This is a genomic window from Cobetia sp. cqz5-12 (assembly GCF_016495405.1).
Lineage (GTDB): Bacteria > Pseudomonadota > Gammaproteobacteria > Pseudomonadales > Halomonadaceae > Cobetia.
In genome coordinates, this window is the sequence record NZ_CP044522.1 from 2,926,542 (window position 1) to 2,949,699 (window position 23,158).

A 23,158-nucleotide genomic window follows, 5' to 3' on the forward strand; every position below is an offset into this window, starting at 1 on the left:
GACGAAAGCCCCGACGCAGGACGTCGGGGCTTTCGTGAGCATGGTCACCCGCTCAGGGAGCGGCGGGTGATATCAGGCAATGGCCTCAGTGATCATCATCATGATCATCGTGGTCATCATGCTCTTCAAGACGCTGATGTGCGTGCGTCTCGCCGTCGTACTCATCCACTCGGGCCTTGAGCTTCTGACCTGGGCGGAATGTCACCACGCGACGCGCGGAGATCGGAATCTCCTCGCCTGTCTTGGGATTGCGCCCCGGACGTTCGCGCTTGTCACGCAGATCGAAGTTGCCGAAACCGGACAGCTTCACCTGTTCATTTTCCCGCAGGCAACCGCGAATCTCGTCGAAGAATACCTCTACCATCGACTTGGCTTCGCGCTTGGACATGCCGAGTTCTGCGTGCAGATGCTCGGCAAGTTCCGCCTTGGTCAACGCTCCCATGTCCGCTCCCTCGTTCAAGTGGCGACTCATGCTCTCAGCGCCGCCCCGAAACGTGTGTGGCCATCGGTGACGATCGCATCGACTAACTGATTGATTTCCTCATCATTCAGCGTGCGCGAAGGATGCTGCCAGGTCAAGCCCAGGGCGAGCGACTTGTGACCATCGGCTACCCCCTGGCCCTGATAGACGTCAAACAGGCGCAGGTCCGTCAGCCATTCACCGGCTTGCGAACGGATGGCGTCGAGCAGCGACTGCACGTGCACGCCCTCCTCGACCACGAAGGCCAGATCACGACGTACTTCCGGATACTTGGAGAGCGGTGCGAAGCGCGGCAGACGACCCGCACAGGCAGCGGCCAGCGTGATCTCGAACACGAACACCTCGACCTTCAGGCCAAGCTCAGCGCGCGCCGCCGGGTGCAGGGCACCCATCCAGCCCGCCGGCTCGCCATTGAAGAACAGCTGAGCGCACTGGCCCGGGTGCAGTGCCGGATGCTCGGCGGCTTCGAAGCGCCAGGCACCCAGATTGCCGCCCAGTGCCAGCAGTGCCTCGACATCGCCCTTGAGATCGAAGAAATCGACCTTGTCACGACCGCCATTCCAGCCTTCCGGCAGACGGGCGCCGGTGATCAGACCGCCGATCATCGGCGTCTGCTCGAGGGAGTCCAGCTCACCACGGAACACCAGACCGGTCTCGAACAAGCGCACGCGCGACTGCTGACGATTGAGGTTGTGGCTCAGCGCCTTGACCAACCCCGGCAGCAACGAGCTGCGCATGACGGCCATGTCGCTGGAAATCGGGTTGGCCAGTGCCGGCGCCACGCCGTGCGGGTCCAGCGTCTTCTGCAGCTCAGGGGCGACGAAGCTGTAGCTGATCGCTTCCTGATAGCCCCGCGCCACCAGCTGACGGCGCAGGCTGGTCAACGGCTGGGTGGTCTCATTGGCCACGGCCGGTGCCAGGCGCGCGTTCGGGCGGCTGACCGGCAGATTGTTGTAACCATGAATGCGCGCCAGCTCTTCGATCAGGTCAGCCTCGATGCTGACATCAAAGCGCCAGCTCGGCACCGTTACCTGCCATTGGCTGTCGCCATCGGCCGCAACCTGCATGCCCAGACGCTCGAGAATCTCGACGATCTCGGCATCCGGCAGTGCCATGCCCAGCGTGCGCTCGACACTGGCGCCGCTCAGGCTGACGACAGCGGCCTTGGGCAGCTCTGCATCGCTGGCGACCTCGATGATCGGGCCCGGCTTGCCACCGGTGATCTCGAGCAGCAGGGCTGTCGCGCGCTCGATGGCGTCACGCTGCAGCTGTGCGTCCACACCACGCTCGAAACGATGCGAGCTGTCGGTGTGCAGGCCGTAGCTGCGCGCCTTGCCAGCGACGCTCAACGGCGCGAAGAAGGCCGCTTCGAAGAAGATGTCGCGCGTCTCGGCGTTCACGCCACTGCCTTCGCCGCCCATCACGCCAGCGATGGCCAGCGGGCCCTTCTCGTCGGCGATGACCAGGGTGTCGTCACGCAGCGCGACTTCCTGACCGTCGAGCAGCGTCAGTGGCTCTTCAGCCGCTGCCATACGCACCTCGATACCACCGTTCAGGCGTGCCAGATCAAAGGCGTGCATCGGTTGGCCGAGCTCGAGCAGCACGTAGTTGGTGACATCGACGACGGGGTCGATGCTGCGGATACCACTGCGACGCAGACGCTCTTCAAGCCACAGCGGAGAGGTCGCGGCGACGTTGACGTCACGCACCACACGCCCCAGATAGCGCGGGCAGGCCTCTGGCGCGCTGACGGTGACAGGGAAGGTGTCATCGATCTGGGCGGCGACCGGCGCGATGCTCGGCGCCGTGACGGCAAGACGGTTGAGCACGCCGACTTCGCGCGCCAGCCCCTTGACGCTCAGGCAGTCGCCACGGTTCGGGGTCAGATCGACCTCGATGGCATTGTCATCAAGATTCAGGAATTCGCGGGCATCACGGCCCACCGGCGCGTCCGCGGCCAGCACCATGATGCCGTCGGAGGCCTCGGCTTCCAGGCCCAGCTCGGAGGCACCACAGATCATGCCGCGGGATTCGACACCGCGCAGTTTGGCCTTGCGAATCTTGAAGTCGCCCGGAAGCTTCGCGCCGACTTGAGCGAAGAGCACCTTCTGGCCAGCGGCGACATTCGGCGCACCACACACGACCTGCACCAGCGCACCGCTGCCATCATCCACCTGGCAAACATTGAGGCGATCGGCCTCCGGATGCGGTTGCTTGTCCTTGACCTCGGCCACGACCACACCGGTGAACTCACCGGCGACCGGTTCGATACCATCGACTTCCAGACCAGCCATGGTGACCTGATCGGCCAGCTGCTGGGTGCTCAGTTCCGGCGACACCCACTCACGCAGCCACTGTTCGGAAAATTTCATCTTGCTGTCCTGTTCCGTAAGTTCACGCCCTCAAGGCGCGATACGTGAATGAGTGCCTAGCTGAACTGGCGAAGGAAACGCAGGTCGTTCTCGAAGAACAACCGCAGGTCGTTGACGCCGTAACGCAACATCGCCAGACGCTCCGCGCCCATGCCGAAGGCGAAGCCGCGGAAGCGCTCGCTATCGATACCGGAGTGACGGAAGACTTCCGGATGCACCATGCCGCACCCCATCACCTCAAGCCAGCCGGTGTGGGAGCAGACACGACAGCCGTCACCGGCACACATCACGCACTGGATATCGACTTCGGCGGATGGCTCGGTGAACGGGAAGTAGGACGGACGGAAACGGACTTCCAGGTCATCACGCTCGAAGAAGGCATGCAGGAATTCTTCGACGGTACCCTTGAGGTCAGCGAAGCTGACATTCTCGTCGACCAGCAGCCCCTCGACCTGATGGAACATCGGGGTGTGGGTCAGATCGGAATCGCAGCGATAGACGCGACCCGGGCAGACGATACGCAGCGGCGGCTCGCTGGCCTTCATGCTGCGCACCTGCACCGGTGAGGTATGGGTGCGCAGAAGACGCGTGGCATCGAAATAGAAGGTGTCATGCATCGCGCGCGCCGGGTGGTGCGACGGAATGTTCAGCGCTTCGAAGTTGTGATGGTCATCTTCGATTTCCGGCCCTTCGGCCACACCGTAGCCGATGTGCGAGAAGAAGCTTTCGATACGCTCAAGCGTGCGGGTGACCGGGTGCAGGCCGCCTACCGGCTCACCACGGCCCGGCAGGGTCACATCGACGCGCTCAGCGGCAAGACGCGCATTGAGCGCCGCCGTTTCCAGCGTATTGCGACGTGCATCCAACTCGCCACTCAGCAGCTGCTTGGCTTCGTTGATGGTCTCACCGGCCTTGGGACGCTCTTCGGGGGACAGCTTGCCGAGGCCCTTGAGCAGTGCGGTGATCTCGCCCTTCTTGCCGAGAAAACGTACCCGTACCTCGTCGAGGGTCTGGACGTCTTCGGCCGCCTGGATCGCGGTGCGTGCTTCGTCCACCAGGGTGGAAAGATGTTCCATCCGTTCAGCTCCGATCGCTTGAGTCACTGGCGCGGCAATGTCCGCCACCAATGGAAGTCGCGCCGACCCGAGGGTCGGCAGGGAGAGCGCTCCGCCTGCGGTGAGTCACACAGACGATCGCGCCCTTGCCAGAGACCGGCCCACAACGCGGCCAATCCCGTTCATGTCACTGCTGACCCACCGCCGATTCTCTGACGGCAGGCCAAACAAAAACAGGGGAAGAGCGGCTGCTCTTCCCCTGTGACGTAACACGTCATCTCGATACCGCCTGAGTTGCCCAATGCAAGCATTCGACAGTCACTGCCCGATTCGCCGCCTGAGCGGCTCGCCGGGTCTGGGCGATATCTGATCCGGTCACTTACTGAGCAGCCTTGGCCTTCTCGACGATGGCAGCAAAGGCAGCTTTTTCGTGAACCGCGATATCGGCGAGGACCTTGCGGTCGATCTCGATATTGGCCTTCTTCAGGCCAGCGATGAAGCGGCTGTAGGACATGCCATTGATGCGGGCCGCAGCGTTGATACGCGCGATCCACAGGGCACGGAACTGACGCTTGCGGACACGACGGTCACGGTAAGCGTACTGGCCGGCCTTGATGACAGCCTGCTTGGCTACGCGGAAGACGCGTGAACGCGCTCCGTAGTAACCCTTGGCCTGCTTCATGATCTTCTTGTGACGGCGACGTGCGACGACGCCACGCTTGACGCGGGACATAGCGTACTCCTGATATTAAGAAAGTTGGACCGAGGTAAGGACGGCTTACAGGTTCGGCAGCATGCGCTGGATCAGCGCCTTGTCTGCAGCGTGAACCTGCTTCATGCCACGCAGCTGACGCTTACGCTTGGTCGACTTCTTGGTCAGGATGTGGCTACGGAAGGACTGCTTGTGCTTGAAGCCGTTGGCAGTCTTCTTGAAGCGCTTGGCAGCGCCGCGGTTAGTCTTGATCTTCGGCATGAGTATTAACTCCGCTCGGTTTCTTGAGAAAATCCAGGGCCGACAAAAAGAGCCACGCCCGCAGGCGTGACCCTGAAATGTCCGTTTTACTGCCTATGGATCACTTCTTTTTCGGCGCGAGAATCATGATCATCTGACGGCCTTCCATTTTCGGGAAGGACTCGACGGTCACGAGCTCCGAGAGATCGCCGGCGATCCGTTCCATCAGCTTACGGCCGATGTCCTGGTGCGCCATTTCGCGACCACGGAAGCGCAAGGTAACCTTACCCTTGTCTCCGCCTTCGATGAAGCGAGTCAGGTTGCGCAGCTTGACCTGATAATCGCCCTCATCGGTACCAGGACGGAATTTGACTTCCTTGACCTGGATCTGTTTCTGCTTCTTCTTCTGCAGATTCTTCTGTTTCTTCTCGTCGAAAAGAAACTTGCCGTAATCCATGATCTTGCAGACGATGGGATCGGCATTGGAAATCTGGACGAGGTCGAGCCCTGCCTCTTCGGCCTTGACAAGCGCATCTTTGGTTGACACTACGCCAACCTGCTCGCCATCTGCGTCGATGAGGCGGACTTCGTCCGCACGAATACGGTCATTGATGGGAGCCCGCTTTTCCTGGGGGCGTCCGCGCTGATTATTCCGCTTGATCGTTGCGTCTCCGTTTGGCTGAAATTCGTTACTGTCAGACCTGTTCTTCCTTCAGGCGTTCCATGAACTCTGAAACTTTCATGGTGCCGAGGTCTTCACCGGAACGGGTTCTGACAGCTACTGCATCAGCTTCCACTTCCTTGTCGCCAACGACGATGAGGTAAGGAACCTTCTGCAGAGTATGCTCACGGATTTTAAAGCCGATCTTCTCGTTCCTCAAGTCTGCTTTGACACGGATGTCATGTTTCTCGAGGCGGGAGACCAGATCCTTGGCATATTCTGCCTGGGAATCCGTGATATTCATTACGACAACCTGCTCCGGGGCGAGCCAGAATGGCATCGCGCCTGCGTGGTGCTCGATCAGGATGCCGAGGAAGCGCTCGAAGGAGCCGAGAATCGCGCGGTGCAACATGACCGGCATGCGACGCTCTCCACTTTCATCGACAAACTGGGCACTGAGACGCTCAGGCAGATTGAAGTCGAGCTGTAGAGTACCACACTGCCAGACACGATTCAGACAATCTCGCAGAGAGAATTCAATCTTTGGTCCATAGAAAGCGCCCTCACCCGGCTGCAGCTCCCACGGCAGGCCAGTCGCATCCAGTGCTGCCTGCAGACCGGCTTCGGCCTTGTCCCACGCTTCCGGCTCACCGATGAAGGATTCCGGACGGGTGGAGAGCTTCAGCTCGACATCTTCGAAGCCGAACTGACGATAGACTTCCAGCGTCAGACGGATGAAGTCCTCGGCCTCGGACTCGACCTGATTCTCGGTACAGAAGATGTGGGCGTCATCCTGGGTGAAGCCACGCACACGCATCAGGCCATGCAGAGAACCGGACGGCTCGTTGCGATGGCAGGAGCCGAACTCGGCCAGACGCAGCGGCAGATCACGGTAGCTCTTCAGGCCTTGATTGAAGACCTGGACGTGACACGGGCAGTTCATCGGCTTGACCGCGTATTCGCGCTTCTCGGACTCGGTGGTGAACATCAGCTCGTTGTAATGCCCCCAGTGCCCGGACTTCTTCCACAGCGAAAGGTCGACCACCTGCGGCGTCTTGATCTCCTGGTAGCCGTTGGCACGCTGGATACGGCGCATGTACTGCTCGAGCACCTGGTACATGGTCCAGCCATTCGGGTGCCAGAACACCATGCCCGGCGCTTCTTCCTGCATATGGAAGAGATCCAGCTTCTTGGCCAGCTTGCGGTGATCGCGCTTCTCGGCTTCCTCGAGACGCTTGAGGTAGGCCTTGAGCTGCTTCTTGTCCGGCCAGGCGGTGCCATAGATACGGGTCAGCATCGGCTTGGTGGAATCACCACGCCAGTAGGCACCGGCCAGCTTGAGCAGCTGGAAGTGCTTGAGGTGGCGGGTATTCGGCACGTGCGGGCCGCGGCACATGTCGGTGTATTCTTCGTGGTGGTAAAGGCGGATGGTGTCACCTTCGCCGATGCCCTCGATGATCTCCTGCTTGTACGGCTCATCGCGCTTATCAAAGGCGGCCATGGCCTGGTCACGCGAGACATACTCACGCACCACATCGTACTCGCTGTCGATCAGCTGCTTCATGCGTTTCTCGATGGTCTCGAGATCTTCCGGGGTGATCGAACGGCCGAAATCGATGTCGTAATAGAAACCGTCATCGATGACCGGGCCGATGGCCATCTTGGCCTCCGGGTAGAGCTGCTTGACGGCATGACCGATCAGGTGCGCGCAGGAGTGACGAATCACGTCCAGGCCTTCCGCATCACGCGCCGTGAGAATGGCGACGTTGGCGTCTTCGGTGATCATGTCAGCGGCATCGACCTCGACGCCATTGATCTTGCCGGCCACACAGGCCTTGGCAAGACCGGGGCCGATGGACTCGGCCAGCTGCATCACGGAAATCGGGGTATCGAAGGTACGCTGGCTGCCGTCAGGCAGAGTAACGATAGGCATGAAGAATTCCTTGCGTTCAGTGGTGGCCCTTACCAAGGGTCACGTGAAGCGAATTTGGCCGAACGCGGGGCGTCGGCTCGAAATGAGGGCAATGACGATCACACCCCTCACGTCATTGACCCCGGCCTACAATGCCTGGGGCGCCGCCCACTGCCCCATGCTGATCGAGCGACCAGGCAGGGTATGGACACATGACGCGGGAACATGAACGAGGCAAGACCTTAGCAGCCCGTTCAAAAGTCGTAAAGATACGCTTGGCCACTGAAGGTCATGCATGACAAGAACGCAGACGGGGCGCCCTGAGGCGCCCCGTCTGATTCAGCTTACCGCGATCGGCTTACTTGACTTCAGCAAGCTCGACACGACGGTTTTCGGCACGGCCTGCAGCGGTATCGTTGCTGGCGACCGGCTGCTCTTCACCGTAACCCACAGTCTGGATACGGTTGGCGCCAACACCTTCGGAAGCCAGGTAGGCCTTCACGGAGTCAGCACGCTTCTGAGACAGCTGCTTGTTGTAGGAGTCAGAACCCACGGAGTCAGTGTGACCTTCGACGCGAACGCGGACGTTCTCGTTGGAGACCAGCTTGGCCGCCACACCGTTCAGCACTTTCTCGGCGTTGGCAGTCAGCTTGGCGGAGTCGAACTCGAAGTTCACGTCACGCAGGACGAGGTCAGCGACGCAGCCCAGGGCATTGACCTTGGCACCGGCCGGGGTGTTCGGGCACTGGTCCTGGTAGTCCGGCACGCCGTCACCGTCGGAATCGAGCGGGCAGCCTTTCGCGTCAACAGTGACGCCGGCCGGGGTACCCGGGCACTGGTCCTTGTAGTCAGCAACGCCGTCACCGTCGGTGTCCAGCGGGCAGCCTTTCGCATCAACAGCGACGCCTGCCGGAGTCCCCGGGCATTCGTCACGGTCGTTCGGCACGCCGTCGCCATCGTCGTCCATGGACTTCGGAGCATCGTCTGCACACAGCAGTGCGCCAGCGGTCGCGCCGCCGACAGCACCCAGAGAAGCGCCGGTGTCTTCGTCGCTGTCGCCAGAGACGCCGTAACCAATCCCGCCACCGATCAGGCCACCGGCCAGACCGCAGACGAACGGCTGGCTGTACCAGGGCTTCTCAGCAGATGAAGACTGGGAAGCAGAGCTTGCGCAGCCAGACAGGCCAACAACCAATGCAGAACCCAGAACCAGGCCAGTCGTAGATCTTTTCATGTAAGACTCCTTCTTAACACAGCGCAATATGTAACGAGGGTGTTACGTATCGACTCAGTATAAGAGCCGAACTCGTTACGATGAAAGGAATTTTATTCAAATCTTCCTTTAAGAAGAAAGCACATGCAGGTGCGTCCTTCCAGCTCTGATCGGGTCTGTTTCCCTTGAAAACGGTACCGATCCTCAGGCATACGTTGAAGGAAAACAGTGTTTTTTGCAACGTCGAAAAACTTTGACACTAACTGTATCAGAATGGCGACGCTGTAAAACCCCTGTTTTACCCTCTTCCAAGGTGCTGGCGCACCAGCCCCTCGAAGATCTCGACGCCAGGCGTCAACAGCGTATCAGGAAAATCGTAATCGGGGTGGTGAAGCCCCGGCATTTCCTCACCAGCGCCAAATGTGAACATGGCGGCATGGCAGTCTCGTGCCAGCACGCCAAAGTCCTCGGACCAGCGATGCGCCTGAGGAAGTTCCACGCAATCAATACCTTGCTGTCGCGCTACACGGCGAATCATGTCATTCGCCTCGGGAGAATTCCAGGTCGCATCGAAGGTGTCACACCAGTCCACATCGATGCCCAGACGGTCTTCTTCCGCCTCGCTGCGCGCCAGTGAGACCGCCGCTTCAGCCAGTGCCTTCATCATGTCATCGCTTTCGGTGCGCAGGGTGACCATCACCTCGGCGTCGCCCGGCGAGGTGCCGAACGCGACCTCACCTAGCCGCGCATGGATCAGGGTCACCATCGCCAGTCCGGTCTCATCGGCAAATTGCAACGGCAGACGTGACAAGCCTTGCATGATGCGACACATGGCCATCGCCGGGCTGCGACCATTTTCCGGGTGAGCTGCATGCGCACAGAGCCCGGAAAGGCGCACGATCATGCCACGTGAAGCACAGGTGAAGGCATGGTCGCGCACACTGACCTCCCCGAGAGGGCGCCCCGGCAAGTTATGGCACGAGTAAAGATGATCCGGCTTGAGTGCGGCAAAGGCCTTGCTACGCACGACGGCACGCGCACCTTCGCCGGTTTCCTCGGCGGGCTGGAAAAGCAACACTACCTCGCCCCTCGCGACTGGAGACGCCGCCAGGCGCTGCGCCACGCCCAGCATCCAGCTCATATGCCCGTCATGGCCGCACAGATGACCGACATGCGGATGACAGGAGGACCAGTCACCACGCGGTGTCTCATCGATGGGCAGAGCATCCAGCTCACAGCGCAGCATGACGCGCGGGCCTGGCGCGGTACCGCGGAAGATGGCGGCCAGACCATGCCCGCCCAGCCCGCTGACCACTTCAGCACCGGCCTCTCGCATCCAGCCGGCGATGCAGGCCGCCGTGGCGGCTTCCTGTCCGGAGAGTTCCGGTGAGCGGTGCAGCGCGTGACGCAGCTCAGCCAGCGGCGTGTCCAACAAGGAAAGTGTCGTGTTCATGCCTGCCTCTTGAAGACTCATCAGGCGGCCTGCCCCAGATCTGCTGGCGAAGCGGGACGCTTGCGCCCCAGGTAATGCTGATACCAGAACTCCATGTTGCTCAGCACGCGACTCGCCGCCAGCTGCAGTGGCTCCGCCAGGGCTTCCTCGACGGCGATGCGCTCCTTGTCTTCAGCCAGGCGTTCACGCGGCGACAGCTCCTTGCGCGCCGAATGGGTATGCAGGTGTGACACCCGCCCATGCAGGACACCGAAGACCGAGAGCACCTCATCTTCGGCCAGCCTGGTATCGAGAATCTCGATCAGCACCTTGCAGCGAAGACCGCCCTCCACCATATCGACCTGCCCGGCCTGCATGGCGCGTGCGATGGCTTCGAGGCTTTCCAGACAGTTGGCACGCGCCTGGATGAGCTCTTGCTCGCGGCGCGCCTCACGCACCTTGACCTCGCGGCGCAGCTTGAGAGCATAGAACGCCAATCCCGCGATGATGATGATCGCGATGACGGCCAGAATGATGCTGATAGTCAGGGACATGCCTTTCTCCTGCGGTAAACAAGCCATGAGTATAGGGACTGCACACGCGACACCCAAGGCGGGGCACTGCGACCGATGACCACGTAGCCCGCCCTCGCCCACGCCCTTCGTCAACAAGAGGCCCCGCATCAGGGATACGGAGCCAGTCGTGCCAGTCACTCTTGTACGCCTTGCTCTGTCGCACTCATGCTTCGCCCGATACGCGAGTGGTCGAGCTGTCGGCGCAGATTTTCATCGTCTGGCCATCAGCGCCCCGCCATCAAGGCCTCGAAACTGGCCTTGAGCTTGAAATTCTGTGCCTGATGCGAGTAATTGCGTGCCAGGCTGGCCAGCGCAATGCTCAACGCTTGCGTGTCGCTCTCGAGCAGATGGCTGCAGCGCTCGGCCCACTGCTGTGGCGTGGACTCTGCCGCCATGACCAGCTCAGGGTAGTCATCGAGCAACTCGGCCGAGCCGACCCGCGCATTGAGCAGCACCGGCGCACCGCAGGCCATCGCCTCCAGCGCGACACGCCCGAATTCCTCGATATGGGCCGGCATCACGAACAGATCCAGCGCACCGTAGAGCGTCTCGACCTCGGGGATGGTCGAGCGCCAGATCATGCGCTCGGCCACACCCGCCGCCTGCGCCTGCTGCTGATACGGCGCGGCATCATCCTTGCCTACCACCAGGAAGCGATAGCGGCCCGGTGAGGCCTGCTCCATCAGCGCCGCCATCGCCACGAACCCTGCCACGTTGCGCTTGGTGAAGTTGCCGGATGACACCAGCCCGACCAGCAGCTCATCTTCGGCCACGCCCAATGCCTCACGCTGGGCGGTGCGCCCTGCGTGTGCACGCTCGACCGTGAATTGCTGCGGGTCATAGCCCGGATAGCTGATCTCGATTCGCTCGGGCGCGATACCATAACGCGCCATCAGGTCCTCCCCCATCATGCGCGAATTGACCGCGACCTGACGGAACTTGCCCCCCTTGAGCACGTGATCATGAATCGCCGCCACTTCGTGGTCGCCAGGCAACTCACGGCCATGGATGCACTGCGAGGCAAGGTGCACACAATTGTGCAGATAGACGGTATCCGGGCTTTCGCAGTCACCATGACTGATCAGGAGATCGGGCGCATGGCGGTTGGCCCAGGCCTGAACGCGGCGATTGAACCAGAAACGTCGATACGCCCCCTTGAAGGGCCACCGCCACAAGCGCACCAGCTCCGCGCCGTGTGCACGAGCCAGTTCGGGCTTGCCGCGTTCGGCGAGAATCACCACGCGATAGCCCAGGGCGCGCAACGCATCCGCCTGCTCGAAGGCATTGCGGCTGGCACCGGTATTCTTCTCGACCTGACGAATGGCGATCGCGGCCAGCTTGCCTGCACCAGTGCTCACGACGCCTCCTGCACACGACGCATGGAGTCACCCCGGCCGACCGCGTAGTACATCAGGCCGGCGGCCTTCATGGCGGCAGGCTCGAACAGGTTGCGGCCATCGACCACCACCGGGAAGCCGAGCTGCGCCTTCAGCCACTCGCCATCCAGGGTGCGGAATTCCTTCCACTCGGTGCAGATCACCAGCGCATCGGCGCCCTTGACCGCCTGCTGACGGTCCGCGACCAGCACCAGCTCATCACGCTCACCGTAGATGCGCCGGCATTCCTTCATGGCTTCCGGGTCATAGGCCTGCACGGTCGCACCCGCCGTCCACAGTGCTTCCATCAGCGTGCGGCTCGGCGCATCGCGCATGTCGTCGGTATTGGGCTTGAAGGCCAGACCCCAGACAGCGATGGTCTTGCCCTTGAGGTCGCCATCGAAGGCCCGCGACAGCTTGTCGAACAGCGTGACCTTCTGGCGCTTGTTGACGGATTCCACGGCGGTCAGCAGCTCGGCGTCATAGCCGATCTGACTTGCGGTACGCGCCAGCGCCTGGACATCCTTCGGGAAGCAGGAGCCACCATAGCCACAACCCGGATAGATGAAGTGGTAGCCGATGCGCGGGTCACTGCCTATGCCGCGACGCACTTCCTCGATGTCCGCGCCCAGGCGCTCGGCCAGATTGGAGATCTCGTTCATGAAGCTGATCTTGGTCGCCAGCATCGCGTTGGCGGCGTACTTGGTCAGCTCGGCGGCGCGCACATCCATGAACATCAGCTTTTCATGGTTGCGGTTGTAGGGGGCATAGCATTCGCGCATACGCTCGCGCACCTTCTCGGAATCGGTGCCGACCACGATGCGCGCGCCACGTGTGAAGTCCTCCAGCGCCGCGCCTTCCTTGAGGAATTCCGGGTTGGAGCAGACATCGAAATCGATACTTTCGCCGCGCTCGGCGAGCACTTCGGCGACTCGCGCCGTGACACGGTCCGCCGTGCCCACCGGCACGGTGGACTTGTCGATGATGACCTTGTAGTCATTCATGTGCTCGCCGATGGTAGTGGCGACGGACAGCACGTACTTGAGGTCGGCGCTGCCATCTTCATCCGGCGGCGTGCCCACGGCGATGAACTGCAACACGCCGTGCTCGACGGCCTGACGGGCGTCAGTGGTGAAGTTGAGACGACCGGCCTCGACATTGCGCAGCACCATGCTCTCCAGCCCCGGCTCGAAGATGGGGATCTCGCCTTGCTTGAGGCCATCGATCTTGGCCGCATCAACGTCCATGCAGATCACGTCATGGCCGACATCGGCCAGACAGGTGCCAGTCACCAGGCCTACGTAGCCTGTTCCGAAGACAGTGATTTTCATGTCAGTCCTTGAGATTCTCTGAAGGTAATGAAGCAGGTGACAAGGTGAACGCCGACGAATCCTCTGGCGGCGTCACACGGGAATCCGGCTGTGATGCTTGCCCACCGCGCTTCGCGCCTTGCCCGGACATGAACTCCGGGCGCTCCAGCAGCTCGGTGGTCGCCTCGACCGCTTCCTCGAGCTCTTCGGCACCCGGCGCGAGAGGACGGGAAAGAAAGTCCGACGGCAGGTCCTCGTAGAAGTTCAGCCGTCCCAGCTGGTCCAGCACCGGGTGACGCTCACGCGGCTGATAGCAGACCGCCCAAGGCGACAGACACGGCTTGTCACCGGAGAAGCGGATGCCCAGCCAGTCGCTGGCCAGATAGGGCAGATCGAAACTGGCGAAAGGCTCACCGGCGTGCGCGCGCAGGCGCGCCAGCTCGCGCGCGGGATTGGGCGCCTGCCCTGTCTGCCAAAGCCACAGCGGAATGCGATACGGTGCCTGACTGGGGCGGTCACCACCATGCACATAGGCGTCGCTGAGCGGATCATGCTCGAGGCCGTGGTCCGACAGATAGAGCACGCCGGCAGGTCGCCCCTCGAGACGCTGGAAGACCCCTTCGATCACCTGGTCCGTGAAGCGGATGCTGTCATCGTAGGCATCGGTCAGCGGCGAACGGCTGTCCGGGGTCAGGAAATAGCGCAATGAATCCGGGTACTGCAGGCTGGCCGGCGGGTGACTGCCGTAGAGATGCAGCACGATCAGCCGCGGCCCCTCGACCTCGCGCGCCAGCGCCTCATCGAGCGCATCCAGCAAGCCGTCGTCATAATCGGTCATGATGGTGCGAGCGATATCGGCACGCTGGGCGATGGCCGTGATCCAGGTGCGCTCGGAGGTGATATCGAGCCCTTGGCGCGACAGCCACTCGGTATGATAGCCGGCCTGATTGGCCAGCGAGATCAGATTGGCGTCCAGATAGCGCGGCGAGAAGGTTCGCGGGTCGGTCAGACTGGCCAGCATCGGTACCGCCAGCACGGTCTGCGGCGCCGGGGCGATGGCCTGATCGAAGACCACCAGCTCATCGCGGCGCGCATCGAGATTCGGCGTCGTGGCGCGCGAATAGCCATACAGCGACAGCTGATCGCGGCGTTGGGATTCGCCGATGATCAGGACGAAGACAGCGTCATCCGGCACCTCGGGGCTGCGCGAGACGCCACCGAAATCATAGTCATCCGCCATCAGCGCCTTGTAGCGCTCCTTCTCCCACCAGGCATGCGAGGTGGTGGCCAGATTCCAGCCCGGCGAGACCGACAGCGTGGTGATGACCAACGGTACGCTGGCCCGCCCCCACTGCCAGCTACCGGCCAGCAGCATCAGCAACCAGAGCACGAAGGCGATTCCGCTGCGCCCGCCCAGTCGGGCACGAGCCAGCCCTGTCCCGAAGCGATTGCCCAGTGACAGCGCCAACAGGAAGAACCCCAGCGGAACGATCAGGGCCAGCGGGAACTTGAACAGCATCGCCATCGATTCGCTGCGACTGGTATCCAGCGAGCTGAGCGCAAAGGCCAGGCCGTAGCGGGAGTCGTAATAGACGGCGCTGACCACACTTGCCGAGAGGTTGACGCCCAGCGCCGCCATCAGCCCCAGCGCCGGCCAACGCCAGCGCGGGCGATGGAGCGCCGCCAACAGACACGGCCACAGCAACAGGTTGCCGAACAGGATCAGGCCACCCTCGAGCAGGCCGTGGTAGATCAACGGCACCAGACTCGCCAGCAGGGACAGCGTGATGGCGGAAATCACCCCGGCCCGCTTGCTCGCCTGATCACTGCGCGCAAACAGGCGATAGACGAGGCGCTGCAGTAGGCCCTTCATGCGCGTCCCCGCCATGACATGAGCGCTTCACCCCTTACGCGGGCCAATAGATGCACGAGCCATCGAGCCCCGGCCACCCTCAGACGTCCAGCGCCTGGCGCCAGCGACCATCCGCTTGGCCACAGGCAATGAAGAAGGGGTTCACCAACGTGTCGCGGGCGTTGTAGTCCAGGCGGCGCGGCTGTGCGGGCAATGACTCGGCATCGAAGACCTGGCCGCCAGCCGCTTCCAGCACGGCCTGGGCCGCCGCGGTGTCCCACTCGCTGGTCGGCGCGTAGCGCGGATAGAGATCCGCATTGCCTTCCGCGATGCGACAGAACTTGAGCGAGCTGCCACAGCTGACGTTCTCCACCGGCGCCAGGCGCTCGATCAGTGCCGCCGTGCGCGCATCGAGATGCGACTTGCTGGCCACGACTCTCAACACCTCAGGCTCCGGGCTGACCGCGATCTCGACACGCCCGGCGACGTCTTCCCGGAAGGCCCCCACACCGGCAAGCCCGCTCCAGGTCGTCTCCAGTACCGGCGCATCCACCACGCCCAGCACGCTGCGCGAGCCCTGGATCAAGGCCACGTTGACGGTGTATTCATCGCTGCCGGTGACGAATTCACGCGTGCCATCCAGCGGGTCGACCAGCCAGAAGGTCTGCCAGTCACGCCGCGCCGCGATATCGGCCTTGTCGCTCTCCTCCGAGAGCACCGGAATCTGCGGCGTCAGGCGAGCCAGCCCCTCGACCAGCACATGATGCGCTGCCATATCCGCCGCCGTGACAGGGCTGTCATCGGCCTTGGCGCGCGTGCCGAGATCTCCCCCACGGGCAACGGCGAGTATCGCCCGCCCCGCTTCGCGGCAAAGCTGTTCAATGGCCGTCAGCAGTTCAAGATCGAGGGTGACATCAGACTGGGGCATGGGGGTCTCGCAGAGAATTCGAAGGAGTCGACACGGGCCCTTGGGCCCGCCGTCATCATACGCAAAAGCGGCCGCGGATGCTGCCCGCGACCGCTTCGAGAGGTCTTCACTCAAGCGCCATCAACTCAAGCTCGGTCAATTCAAGCTCGGTCAACTCAGGCGCACTGCCCATGCAGTGTCAGTTTTCAGGCACTGCGATAGCCGTTGGGGTTGCGTGACTGCCAACGCCAGCTGTCGGCCATCATGCGGTCGAGACCGAGTTCGGCCTTCCACTTGAGTTCGTTGAAGGCCTTGTCCGGCTCCGCCCAGCATTCGGCGATATCACCGGCACGACGCGGTGCGATGCGATACGGCACCGGACGACCACTGGCCTTCTCGAACGCCTTGACCATGTCCAGCACGCTGTAGCCGGTACCGGTACCCAGGTTATAGGTGTGAACGCCATCACGTGCATCACCGGCCAGGTAATCCAGCGCCTTGAGGTGGCCATCGGCCAGGTCGACGACGTGGATGTAATCGCGCACCCCGGTGCCATCCGGCGTCGGGTAGTCATCCCCGAACACGGCCAGTTCCTCGAGGCGGCCCACGGCGACCTGGCTGATGTACGGCACCAGGTTGTTGGGGATGCCGTTGGGGTCTTCACCGATGGTGCCGGACTCGTGGGCACCCACCGGATTGAAGTAGCGCAACAGCGCGATACGCCAGCTGTCATCCGCGACGGCCAGGTCGCGCAGCACTTCCTCGACCATCAGCTTGGAGCGGCCATAGGGGTTGGTCGCGGAAGTCGGAAAGTCTTCACGGATCGGCGTGGACGCCGGATCGCCATACACGGTGGCCGAGGAAGAGAACACGATACGCTTGACGCCGGCACGCGCCATGGCGTCACACAGCACCAGGGTGCCGTTGACGTTGTTGTCGTAGTAGGCCAGCGGCTTGGCGACGCTCTCGCCGACCGCCTTGAGTCCGGCGAAGTGGACCACGGCCTCGATATCGTGACGCTCGAACAGGCTGTCGAGCAGCGCGCCATTGCGGATATCGCCTTCGACGAACGGCACTTCGCGTCCGGCGAGCGTCGCCACACGCGCAAGAGAGGCTTCACTGGCATTGGACAGGTTGTCCAGCACCAGCACCTGATGACCGGCCTCCATGAGCGCCAATACCGTATGAGAGCCGATGTAGCCTGCACCACCCGTGACCAGAATCATCAATCATCTTCCTTGTGAAAGTAACGCGACAGTGGGCCGCGCAGTAGTCCTGCGCTGGCCCTGTTCATGGCTGCTAACCCTACCTTCCAGCCCTTGCGCTCACAAGTCCACAGCCAACGACAGCGTCTGTCGCCAGACAGCAACCTGACCCGTGCAAGATGGCGTCATACAGGGCCTGGCTCGGGGTTTGAGCGCCTCGGATCAAGCGTCGCGCTTGCGCGGCGTCAAGGTTTCACTCACGGGAGTTTCAAAACAGGCAATGAAGGCTATTGAGCCGCGCCGCAATGCTGAGACAATGGCCGCGCCTTGCCGCCTGCGCGCCCAGCTGATCGACTCGCGAGCGTCTTTCTGACAAGGCAGGCAACATGACTCGCCGTGCACGCCACCCCGATCGCAGGTACATGCACGACATGTCATGAATAACACCAACATGACAACTCGCCATCACCTACCATGACCCATACCAACAACACGATGACCACCATGATGAGGAAGCCAGTCGCCGACCGGCTTCTCTGGAGTCGACATGCCTGAGCAATCTCCCGATCACGTCGCTGATCAATCCACTACGCCGCCACAAGCGCCACTCGCGGCGCGCATCGGCCTGATACTCGGGCCCCTCCTGTTGCTGCTGACCTGGCTGACACCGGCACCGGGCGACATGCCGGACAGCGCCTGGCTCTGCGTCGGACTTGCCCTGCTGATGGCCACCTGGTGGGCCACCGAGGCCCTGCCGATTCCGGTGACCTCACTGCTGCCCATCGTGCTGGTGCCGGCACTTGGCATCGATGACATCAAGAGCACCACCGCCGCCTATGCCAACCCGACCATCTACCTGTTCCTCGGTGGCTTCCTGCTCGGGATCGCCATGCAACGCTGGGACCTGCATCGCCGCGTGGCCCTGCATACGCTGAAGCTTGCCGGCCACTCGCCGCGCCGCCAGATCGCCGGCTTCATGATCGCCACCGGCTTCATCAGCATGTGGGTGTCCAACACCGCCACCAGCATCATGATGCTGCCCATCGGCATGTCAGTGGTCAGCCTGATGTCCAGTGGTCAGGACGAGCGCGACAGCAATGACCCGGAACTGAAGCGCTACGCTGCCGCCCTGCTGCTGGGCATCGCCTACTCCGCCAGCCTTGGCGGTATCGCGACCCTGATCGGCACGCCGCCCAATGCCCTGCTGGCGGGTTACCTGTCCAGTGACCAGGGCATCGAGATCGGTTTCGCCCAGTGGATGGTCGTCGGCTTGCCGGTCGCCATCGCGATGTGCACCATCACTTGGTGGTGGCTGACGCGCACGCCCTTCTCCTTCAAGTCCGAGACGGCAGACAGCGGCGAGATGATCAGCCGTGAACTCAAGGCACTGGGCGCCATGAGCAGCGCCGAGAAGCGAGTCGGCATCGCCTTCCTGGTAGCCGCCCTGCTGTGGATGTTCCGCCCCTTGATCAACCAGATGGGCCTTGCCTGGCTGTCGGATACCGGCATCGCCATGGCCATCGGCGTGGGCCTGTTCGCGATTCCCTCCGGCACCTCACGCGGGCGCCGCCTGCTGGTGTGGGAAGATGCGCGTGACCTGCCCTGGGGCGTGTTGCTGCTGTTCGGGGGGGGCCTGGCGCTGGCGGGCGTGATCAAGAGCTCGGGCCTCGCCGAGTGGATCGCCGGACAGCTGTCGATGTTCAGCGTGCTGCCGCTCATCGGGCTCGTGGGCATCGTGGTACTGGTGATCATCTTCCTGACCGAGGTCACCTCCAATACCGCAACGGCGGCTGCCTTCCTGCCGTTGCTGGGCGCGCTTGCGCTGTCACTGGACATCGACCCGCTGCTGATCACCGTGCCGGCGGCCATCGCGGCCAGCTGTGCCTTCATGATGCCGGTGGCCACGCCACCCAACGCCATCGTGTTCGCCACCGGGCACCTCAAGATCCAGACCATGATGCGCGCCGGCTTCTTCCTGAACCTGGCCGGTACCGTGGTCGTCACCCTGCTGGCCTATGGCCTGATCGTGGCGCTGTGGAGCTGATGCCCTGACAGCGCACGTGACCCATCACGCGCGCCGCAAGGGGGGCTCCCCGAAACGACAACGCCGGACTCCATAGGAGTCCGGCGTTGTCGTTCATGCCAGGCAGATTCTGCGACATCTCATCATGACACCTGCAGTCATGTTCAGAAGAAGCCGAGGAAGCCCTTGATGATCAGCGAGTTGGCGATATCGATCAGGAAACCACCCACCACCGGCACGATGATGAAGGCCAGACGCGACGGCCCGTGGTGCTGGGTGACCGCCTGCATGTTGGCGATCGCCGTCGGTGTGGCACCCATGCCGAAACCACAATTGCCTGCTACCAGTACCGCAGCATCATAGTTCTTGCCCATCAGGCGGAAGGTGACCTGGGTGGTGTACAGGAACACCAGTGCGACCTGTGCCAGCAGGATGGCCAGAATCGGCAGTGCCAGATTGGCCAGATCCCAGAGCTTGAGCGTCATCAGCGCCAGCGCCAGGAAGATGGACAGGCTGATGTTGCCCAGCACATCCACGGCGTGGGTATTGAGGTGCTTGTCGCCGAAGGCGCGCACCACGTTGCCGATGACGATACAGCTGAACAGCACCCACACGAAGGTCGGCAGCGAGAAGGCGGTGCCCGACGTGAGTGACTGCAGCTGCTGACCACAGACGACCCCGAGCAGTAGCATGAAGAGTGTCTTCAGGGCATTGGCCGTATTCAGCGGGTGCTGGACTTCCGTCTCGTCATATTCGGAATCGCTGACCTGGGCGTTGATGTCCTGCCCTTCGCGCTTCATGCGATTGATCAGGAAACGCGCCGTCGGCCCACCGATCAGGGAACCGAACACCAGCCCGAAGGTGGCACAGGCCATCGCGACTTCCATCGCGCCATTGATGCCATATTCGTCGGCGAAGACGTTGGCCCATGCCGCGCCGGTGCCGTGACCACCGGACATGGTGATGGAACCGCCGAGCAGACCCAGCACCGGATCGAGACCGAACAGACTGGCAACACCGACACCCAGCAGGTTCTGCAGGATGAGCAGGCCAATGACAAGCGCGAGGAACAGCACCAGCTTGCTGCCGCCGGCACGAATCATGCGAACATCTGCCGACAGGCCAACGGAGCCGAAGAACAGCAACATGAAGGGAGTCTGGAGACCGCCGAAGAACTGGAACTCGTAACCCAGGCCGCGCAGGCCGGTAACGATGATGGTAGCGATGAGGCCGCCGACCACAGGCTCGGGGATATTGAATTCGCGCAGCACGCGCACGCGCTCGACGATCAGATGGCCAACGACGAGGACAAGCGCCGCCAGCAACAGGGTGGTGATAGCATCAAGTTGAATCATGCGATACCGATGAGTAGTTGTGGGTTGTTCTAGCGGACCTCCTGAACGAGAGGTGCACTGGCGATGCCCGATCAGAGCATGGATGGGGACGCATCCATTATCTCTGCAATCAGGAGGTTTGCCTTTGCACCGCTTGGAATTGTTGTGTTCTCGAATCCGGTCTGCCACCAGATCGTTATCATTATGCGGGTGCAGCGATGATACGCAGGGTGGGCACCGGTGCAAGTCCGGATGTTGACTGAGCCGTCAACATCAGACAAAAGTCTATAGCGGCCTGACGAGCATGACACGTATTTTCCACGCAAGCGTTTCCGCGCAAGGCCGGCAACCGCGGGCGTGAGCGTCAGCCGGGCAGCTTCTGCGCTGTCTCGAAACGCCAAGACCCCCGCTCTGATGAGCGAGGGTCTCGAGAGAGGCAAAAATGCCCCGGATCAGTCACGCATGAGGTGTGTTGTCATCACACAGCGACCGGACCGGCTTCCTCGGCACGTTCCGCTTCACTGCGCGCACTGCTTTCCAGACCGCGATTGACCGCCGACAGCACGGCCTTGAGCGACGCGCTCACGGTATCGCCATCTTCAGCCATGCCGCAGACACGCTTGCCATCCAGGTTGAGCATCACGAAGGCCACCGCGACGGCATCGCTGCCTTCACCGAGGGCGTGCTCACCGTAATCCACCACGCTGACGGTGGAGCCGGTGTGACGCTGCCAGGCATCCATGAAGGCGGAGATGGCACCGTTGCCTTCACCGGCCAGCGCGATCTGCTCGCCCTTGTCATCGACCAGTGTCGCGGTGAGCTTCTCGGCCCCTTCGCGATCCAGACGATAGCCCTTGAGACTCAGCGGCGCCTCACGCTTGAAGCTGGCATCGAGAATCGCGCGAATCTGGTCGCTGGACAGCTCACCACTGACCTGCTCGCTGGCCTTCTGCACGTGCGGCGCAAGCTCGAGACTCATCCAGCGCGGCAGGCTGATGCCGTGATCGCGCTCGAGCAGGAAGGCCATGCCACCCTTGCCGGACTGGCTGTTGACGCGGATCACCGCCTGAAAGTCGCGACCCAGATCCTGCGGGTCGATGGGCAGATAGGCGACCTGCCACGGCTCATCCGCCTGCTGCTTCTTGAGGCACTTGCGGATGGCATCCTGGTGACTGCCGGAGAAAGCGGTGTAGACCAGCTCACCGACCCACGGGTGACGCGGGTGAACCGGCAGATTGGTGCACTCGGTGTAGACCTGGATGATCTCGTCCGGGTTGGAGAGATCCAGCTCCGGATCGATGCCCTGGCTGTAGAGGTTCATCGCCAGGGTGATCAAGTCCATGTTGCCGGTGCGCTCACCATTGCCCAGCAGGGTGCCTTCGATGCGGTCAGCGCCGGCCAGCAGGCCAAGTTCGGCAGCAGCGGCGGCTCCACCACGGTCGTTGTGGGTGTGCAGCGAGATGATCGCGCAGTCACGACGGCTCAGGTGCTTGATGAAGTACTCGACCTGATCGGCGAAGTGATTGGCCGGGCCCACTTCCACCGTGGCCGGCAGGTTGAGGATGCAGCGTTTTTCCGGCGTCGGCTGCCAGACATCCATCACCGCCTCACACACCTCGACGGCGTAATCCATCTCGGTGGAGGTGAAGCTCTCCGGCGAGTACTGGAACACCCAGTTGGTGTCCGGATAGCGCTCGGCGTAGTCCTTGACCAGCTGTGCACCCTCGACGGCGATGGCCTTGATGCCGTCACGGTCCATCTCGAACACCCGCTCACGCTGCACGGTGGAGGTGGAGTTGTAGACGTGAACGACGGCATCACGCGCACCGACCAGCGATTCGAAGGTACGCGCGATCAGGTGCTCACGCGCCTGCACCAGCACCTGGATGCTGACGCCTTCCGGGACCTGATCCTCCTCGATCAACCAGCGCACGAAGTCGAAATCGAGCTGACTGGCGGAGGGGAAACCGACTTCGATCTCCTTGAGGCCGATCTTGACCAGCAGCTTCCACATCAGCTTCTTCTGCTCGACCGTCATCGGCTCGAGCAGCGCCTGATTGCCATCACGCAGGTCGACACTCGCCCATAGCGGCGCCTGGGTCACGGTACGCGACGGCCACTGGCGGTCGGTCAGTGCAACAGGGGTCACGGGGCGATATTTGGTGTGGTCGAAGGCAGCACTTGGCGTGGATGCAGCAGTCATGGTCGTGTCCTTGGCGGTCTGGGTGCGAAAAACCGGCAATCGAGGCCCGAAACGGGAGATCGATGGCACCTTTCGCACTCAACAGTGTCCCAATCGGGGCGCCTGAGTAAATGTGAGATGACGAAGGCTTGGAAGCCTTGCATCCGAAAGCTTGCCGTCAGCAGGGCAAGCAAGCAAGTCGGGGGCAGCGTAACGTCACTGCCCGCCGCAAGCTCCGGGACCGGATCACGGTCACCAGCGTGGAGAGAAGGACGATGGGATCACCATCAGAGCCCTTTCGGCAGCCTCGCTTCGA

18 protein-coding genes are annotated in these 23,158 nt (G+C 62.3%); 1 reads left to right on the forward strand and 17 read right to left on the reverse strand.

The genetic code is table 11. The annotated features are described in order from the left end of the window. Positions 1-85: 85 nt before the first annotated feature. From ihfA to galE, 15 genes are all read right to left on the reverse strand, one after another. Positions 86-442 (reverse strand): integration host factor subunit alpha, encoded by a 357-nt coding sequence (ihfA, locus tag F8A90_RS12235; protein WP_107336300.1) that lies wholly within the window; start codon positions 440-442, stop codon positions 86-88. Positions 443-468: 26 nt separating this feature from the next. Further along, the gene (gene pheT / locus F8A90_RS12240) at positions 469-2,853 is read right to left on the reverse strand and encodes a phenylalanine--tRNA ligase subunit beta (protein WP_200017325.1); all 2,385 of its coding nucleotides are present in this window, start codon (positions 2,851-2,853) and stop codon (positions 469-471) included. A 56-nt stretch (positions 2,854-2,909) separates the two neighbouring features. Then, positions 2,910-3,929, reverse strand: coding sequence for a phenylalanine--tRNA ligase subunit alpha (gene pheS, locus F8A90_RS12245; RefSeq protein WP_166018712.1), 1,020 nt, complete (start codon positions 3,927-3,929; stop codon positions 2,910-2,912). A 358-nt stretch (positions 3,930-4,287) separates the two neighbouring features. Further along, positions 4,288-4,641: a 50S ribosomal protein L20 gene (rplT, locus tag F8A90_RS12250; RefSeq protein ID WP_043335644.1), complete on the reverse strand. Its 354-nt coding sequence runs from the start codon at positions 4,639-4,641 to the stop codon at positions 4,288-4,290. A 45-nt stretch (positions 4,642-4,686) separates the two neighbouring features. Continuing rightward, a complete protein-coding gene (gene rpmI / locus F8A90_RS12255) occupies positions 4,687-4,881 on the reverse strand; it encodes a 50S ribosomal protein L35 (protein WP_043335648.1) in 195 nt (64 codons plus the stop codon). 100 nt (positions 4,882-4,981) lie between these two features. Beyond that, positions 4,982-5,521, reverse strand: a complete 540-nt coding sequence (infC, locus tag F8A90_RS12260) for a translation initiation factor IF-3 (RefSeq protein WP_082388253.1) — start codon at positions 5,519-5,521, stop codon at positions 4,982-4,984. Positions 5,522-5,555: 34 nt separating this feature from the next. Next, the gene (thrS, locus tag F8A90_RS12265; RefSeq protein ID WP_166018713.1) at positions 5,556-7,454 is read right to left on the reverse strand and encodes a threonine--tRNA ligase; all 1,899 of its coding nucleotides are present in this window, start codon (positions 7,452-7,454) and stop codon (positions 5,556-5,558) included. Between the two features lie 337 nt (positions 7,455-7,791). Then, positions 7,792-8,667 carry an OmpA family protein gene (locus F8A90_RS12270; protein ID WP_043335655.1) on the reverse strand — a complete coding sequence of 292 codons (876 nt, stop codon included), beginning with the start codon at positions 8,665-8,667 and terminating at the stop codon, positions 7,792-7,794. A gap of 277 nt (positions 8,668-8,944) precedes the next feature. Beyond that, on the reverse strand, positions 8,945-10,099 hold the full coding sequence (locus tag F8A90_RS12275; protein ID WP_200017326.1) for an amidohydrolase: 1,155 nt from the start codon (positions 10,097-10,099) through the stop codon (positions 8,945-8,947). Positions 10,100-10,119: 20 nt separating this feature from the next. After that, a complete protein-coding gene (locus tag F8A90_RS12280; RefSeq protein WP_200017327.1) occupies positions 10,120-10,632 on the reverse strand; it encodes a DUF2489 domain-containing protein in 513 nt (170 codons plus the stop codon). Between the two features lie 245 nt (positions 10,633-10,877). Next, positions 10,878-12,011, reverse strand: coding sequence for a glycosyltransferase family 4 protein (locus tag F8A90_RS12285; protein ID WP_200017328.1), 1,134 nt, complete (start codon positions 12,009-12,011; stop codon positions 10,878-10,880). Then, entirely contained in the window at positions 12,008-13,360 is a 1,353-nt protein-coding gene (locus F8A90_RS12290; protein ID WP_200017329.1) for a UDP-glucose dehydrogenase family protein, read from the reverse strand. Before F8A90_RS12290 ends, F8A90_RS12285 begins: the two co-directional genes overlap by 4 nt. Before the next feature lies 1 nt (position 13,361). Further along, positions 13,362-15,212, reverse strand: a complete 1,851-nt coding sequence (locus F8A90_RS12295; protein WP_200017330.1) for a phosphoethanolamine transferase — start codon at positions 15,210-15,212, stop codon at positions 13,362-13,364. Positions 15,213-15,291: 79 nt separating this feature from the next. Further along, positions 15,292-16,119 (reverse strand): 3'(2'),5'-bisphosphate nucleotidase CysQ, encoded by an 828-nt coding sequence (gene cysQ / locus F8A90_RS12300; RefSeq protein WP_200017331.1) that lies wholly within the window; start codon positions 16,117-16,119, stop codon positions 15,292-15,294. A 185-nt stretch (positions 16,120-16,304) separates the two neighbouring features. Beyond that, entirely contained in the window at positions 16,305-17,327 is a 1,023-nt protein-coding gene (galE, locus tag F8A90_RS12305) for a UDP-glucose 4-epimerase GalE (protein WP_054555473.1), read from the reverse strand. Between the two features lie 523 nt (positions 17,328-17,850). On the opposite strand from galE, the gene F8A90_RS12310 reads away from it, so the two are divergent. After that, positions 17,851-19,347 carry an SLC13 family permease gene (locus F8A90_RS12310; protein ID WP_166018720.1) on the forward strand — a complete coding sequence of 499 codons (1,497 nt, stop codon included), beginning with the start codon at positions 17,851-17,853 and terminating at the stop codon, positions 19,345-19,347. Between the two features lie 143 nt (positions 19,348-19,490). Here F8A90_RS12310 and gltS read toward each other — a convergent pair whose 3' ends face one another. Together gltS and F8A90_RS12320 are read right to left on the reverse strand one after the other, a co-directional pair. Then, a complete protein-coding gene (gltS, locus tag F8A90_RS12315) occupies positions 19,491-20,681 on the reverse strand; it encodes a sodium/glutamate symporter (RefSeq protein WP_233593315.1) in 1,191 nt (396 codons plus the stop codon). A 457-nt stretch (positions 20,682-21,138) separates the two neighbouring features. Next, positions 21,139-22,863 carry a 2-isopropylmalate synthase gene (locus F8A90_RS12320; RefSeq protein WP_200017332.1) on the reverse strand — a complete coding sequence of 575 codons (1,725 nt, stop codon included), beginning with the start codon at positions 22,861-22,863 and terminating at the stop codon, positions 21,139-21,141. Positions 22,864-23,158 lie beyond the last annotated feature (295 nt).